Source organism: Intestinibacter sp. (genome assembly GCF_051866655.1).
In the GTDB taxonomy this organism is placed as follows: domain Bacteria; phylum Bacillota; class Clostridia; order Peptostreptococcales; family Peptostreptococcaceae; genus Intestinibacter.
This window is the reverse complement of record NZ_JBJDXL010000339.1, coordinates 1-3,447: the sequence shown is the minus strand read 5'-3', so window position 1 is coordinate 3,447 and position 3,447 is coordinate 1. Positions and strand designations below refer to the sequence as shown.

Sequence of the window (3,447 nt, the reverse complement as noted above, 5' to 3'; positions counted from 1 at the left end):
CCATTTGAGGGAATATAGTTGAACTTCTTGACCAAGTTTTTATAACTTCTTTATTTCCGCTTTCGTTCATAGCTTCTATTTTTTTAAGAAGTCTAGGGTGAACAAAAGGTCCTTTTTTAGTTGATCTTGACATTTAATTTCCTCCTTCCCGAGTAAAATAAATTTCTATTTAAAATCTATTATTTAGTTCTTCTTGAAACTATTAATTTATTAGACGCTTTATTTTTCTTTCTAGTTTTGTATCCAAGAGCTGGTTTACCCCATGGAGTTACTGGAGATGGTCTACCTATTGGAGATCTACCTTCCCCACCACCGTGTGGATGGTCATTAGGGTTCATAACAGAACCTCTTACTGTAGGTCTTATACCCATATGTCTTTTTCTACCTGCTTTACCGATTGTTTCGTTAGCATGTTCTACGTTACCAACTTGTCCTATAGTAGCTTTACAGTCTATAGCAACATATCTCATTTCACCTGATGGTAATCTTAATAAAGCTTTGTTTCCTTCTTTAGCCATTAATTGAGCTGAAACACCTGCAGATCTAACTAATTGAGCACCTTTACCTGCTTTTAATTCTATGTTATGAACTACAGTACCTACTGGCATGTTTCTTAATGCTAATGCATTACCTGGTTTGATATCTGCTTCTGGTCCTGATAATAAAGTATCTCCAACTTTTATTCCAACTGGAGCTAAGATATATCTTTTTTCACCATCTGCATAGTTTAATAATGCTATATTAGCAGTTCTATTTGGATCGTATTCTATAGTAGCAACCTTTGCTGGTATACCATCTTTATTTCTTTTAAAATCTATTACTCTATATTTTCTTCTGTTTCCTCCACCTCTGTGACGAACAGTTATTCTTCCGTGAACGTTTCTTCCAGAATTCTTCTTTAAAGGTACTAAAAGAGATTTTTCTGGTTGGTTAGTTGTAACTTCATCAGATATAAAAACTGTCATTTCTCTTAAGGCAGGAGAAGTTGGTTTAAATTTTTTAATAGCCATCTTATTTTCCCTCCTTTATTTCTTAAGTATTACATACCTTGGAAAAATTCTATTTCTTTGCTATCAGCAGTTAATTTAACTACTGCTTTTTTGTAGCTAGCAGTTTTTCCTATGCTTCTACCCATTCTCTTAGTTTTTCCATCGTAGTTTAATGTATTTACTTTTTCTACATCTACTCCGAATATTTTTTCTACTGCTTTTTTTATTTCAGTTTTGTTAGCTCCTTTTTGAACTACAAAAGTGTATTTTCTTTCAGCCATATCAGCCATACTTTGTTCAGTAACTATTGGTCTTATAACTATATCATGTGGATTAGTCATTTTATGCGTACACCTCCTCCACTTTCTTAACAGCATCAGTAGTTATTATGAATGAATCATATTTTAATATGTCATATACATTTATAGTGTTAACTAATGCAGTTTCAACATTTGGTATATTTGCAGCTGATTTTATTACGTTTTCGTTCTTTTCAGCCATTACTACTAAAGCTTTTTTAGCAGCATTTATATTTTTTAATATGTTAGCAAATTCTTTAGTTTTAGGAGCTTCCATTGTTAAAGCATCTAATACTATCATTTCATTTGCTTGAACTTTAGAAGTTAAAGCACTCTTCATAGCTAATCTTCTAACTTTCTTTGGTAATGTATATCTGTAACTTCTTGGTTTTGGTGCAAAAGCAACTCCTCCACCGATCCATTGTACAGCTCTTATAGAACCTTGTCTAGCTCTACCTGTTCCTTTTTGTCTCCAAGGTTTTCTTCCGCCACCTCTTACTTCTGCTCTAGTTTTAGCAGATTGAGTACCTTGTCTTTTATTCGCAAGTTGGTTTTTTACAACTTCATATAATACATGCTCATTCACTTCAACACCGAATACAGCATCTGATAATTCTATTTCACCAACATTTTGTCCTTGTATGTTTAATACGTTCATTTTTGGCATTGTGATTCCTCCTTTCTTAGGTTAGTCATTATTTAGAAGCTTTTGCTGCTTCTTTTATTGTTACCACTGAACCTTTAGCTCCTGGTATAGCACCTTTAACTAAGATAAAGTTTTTATCAGCATCAACTCTTACTACTTCTAAGTTTTGAACTGTAACTTTAACGCTACCCATGTGTCCAGCTAATTTTTTGTTTTTGAAAACTCTACCTGGGTAAGAACAAGCTCCCATTGAACCTGGTCTTCTGTGGTATCTAGAACCGTGAGTTTCAGGTCCTCTAGATTGTCCATGTCTTTTTATTGGACCTTGGAATCCCTTACCTTTACTTATTCCAGTAACATCTATTAATTCACCTGCAGCGAATAAATCAGCTTTTATTTCTTGTCCTACTGTATATCCATCTACAGAATCTACTCTAAATTCTTTTAAGTGTTTTTTTAATGTATTAGCAGCAGCTAAATGTCCTTTTTGTGGTTTGTTTAACGCTTTTTCTTTAGCATCTTCAAAACCAACTTGTATTGCAGTATATCCATCTTTTTCAGTTGTTTTTATTTGAGTTACAACTACTGGTCCTGCTTCAACTACTGTTACAGGTATTACTTCACCTTGTTCAGTGAATATTTGAGTCATACCTACTTTTTTTCCTAATAATCCTTTCATATTAGCACCTCCTATAATTCTTACAGCGGATTACCTGTTTGGCAATCATTCTAAGATAACAACCTTATAGGACCGTATCTTAGGTGTCGTTTTTCTTATAATTTGATTTCTATGTCTACACCAGCTGGTAAATCTAATCTCATTAATGAGTCTACAGTTTTAGGTGTTGGACTAGTTATGTCTATTAATCTCTTATGAGTTCTTATTTCGAACTGTTCTCTAGAATCTTTATATTTATGAACAGCTCTTAATATTGTCACAACTTGTTTTTCAGTTGGTAGTGGCACAGGTCCTGAAACTTGTGATCCAGCTTTTTTAGCAGTTTCAACTATTTTACCAGCTGAAAAATCTAATAATTTGTGATCATATGACTTTAATCTTATTCTTATTTTTTCATTTTTAGCCATTTTTGTTTCCCTCCTTTTTTTACTTTTAAATTTAATCATTATACCGATACACAGTTCCGGGTGTTCTGTAAACTTTAACTTATTTTTAATTCCTATATAATGATTAAATTTGGATTTTTTTCGTATCTCTCAAGCACACTATTATATTTTATATTATTCTTCCTACTTTTTCAAGACTTTTTTATAATTTTATTTAGTTTATTTTTGCCAAGTCTTAGATTCAGAAGAAAATTATCTTTAATTCAAAAGCCTTATTCAGTATACAATCTTTGAATTATATTGTCAACATTTTATAATTACTTCCTTAAAATAAAAAGGGGAAAACCTTCGTCCTCCCCTAAATTCTTTATTTTATTATGTGTTATTCGAAAAATTATTCTATTATAGTTGCTACAACACCAGATGCTACTGTTCTACCACCTTCTCT

At 32.2% G+C, this 3,447-nt stretch carries 6 protein-coding genes; all 6 read right to left on the bottom strand.

Going from position 1 to position 3,447, the window contains the following annotated elements; genetic code table 11:
* Window positions 1-133, bottom strand: a 133-nt coding sequence (locus ACI3VO_RS10140) for a ribosomal protein S19 family protein (protein ID WP_439757807.1), incomplete at its 3' end; no start/stop codon positions are given.
* 46 nt (window positions 134-179) lie between these two features.
* Window positions 180-1,010 carry a 50S ribosomal protein L2 gene (gene rplB / locus ACI3VO_RS10135; RefSeq protein WP_320627289.1) on the bottom strand — a complete coding sequence of 277 codons (831 nt, stop codon included), beginning with the start codon at window positions 1,008-1,010 and terminating at the stop codon, window positions 180-182.
* A gap of 29 nt (window positions 1,011-1,039) precedes the next feature.
* Window positions 1,040-1,330, bottom strand: a complete 291-nt coding sequence (gene rplW / locus ACI3VO_RS10130) for a 50S ribosomal protein L23 (protein WP_320627290.1) — start codon at window positions 1,328-1,330, stop codon at window positions 1,040-1,042.
* A 1-nt stretch (window position 1,331) separates the two neighbouring features.
* Entirely contained in the window at window positions 1,332-1,955 is a 624-nt protein-coding gene (rplD, locus tag ACI3VO_RS10125) for a 50S ribosomal protein L4 (RefSeq protein WP_290690767.1), read from the bottom strand.
* A gap of 28 nt (window positions 1,956-1,983) precedes the next feature.
* Window positions 1,984-2,613 (bottom strand): 50S ribosomal protein L3, encoded by a 630-nt coding sequence (gene rplC / locus ACI3VO_RS10120; RefSeq protein WP_290690769.1) that lies wholly within the window; start codon window positions 2,611-2,613, stop codon window positions 1,984-1,986.
* 95 nt (window positions 2,614-2,708) lie between these two features.
* Window positions 2,709-3,020: a 30S ribosomal protein S10 gene (rpsJ, locus tag ACI3VO_RS10115; RefSeq protein WP_007285285.1), complete on the bottom strand. Its 312-nt coding sequence runs from the start codon at window positions 3,018-3,020 to the stop codon at window positions 2,709-2,711.
* Window positions 3,021-3,447 lie beyond the last annotated feature (427 nt).

Bases quoted from the DNA above. Each gene is read 5' to 3' on its own strand.
- rplD (WP_290690767.1), bottom strand. From the start codon at position 1,955: ATGCCAAAAATGAACGTATTAAACATACAAGGACAAAATGTTGGTGAA.
- rplC (WP_290690769.1), bottom strand. From the start codon at position 2,613: ATGAAAGGATTATTAGGAAAAAAAGTAGGTATGACTCAAATATTCACT.
- rpsJ (WP_007285285.1), bottom strand. From the start codon at position 3,020: ATGGCTAAAAATGAAAAAATAAGAATAAGATTAAAGTCATATGATCAC.
- rplW (WP_320627290.1), bottom strand. From the start codon at position 1,330: ATGACTAATCCACATGATATAGTTATAAGACCAATAGTTACTGAACAA.
- rplB (WP_320627289.1), bottom strand. From the start codon at position 1,010: ATGGCTATTAAAAAATTTAAACCAACTTCTCCTGCCTTAAGAGAAATG.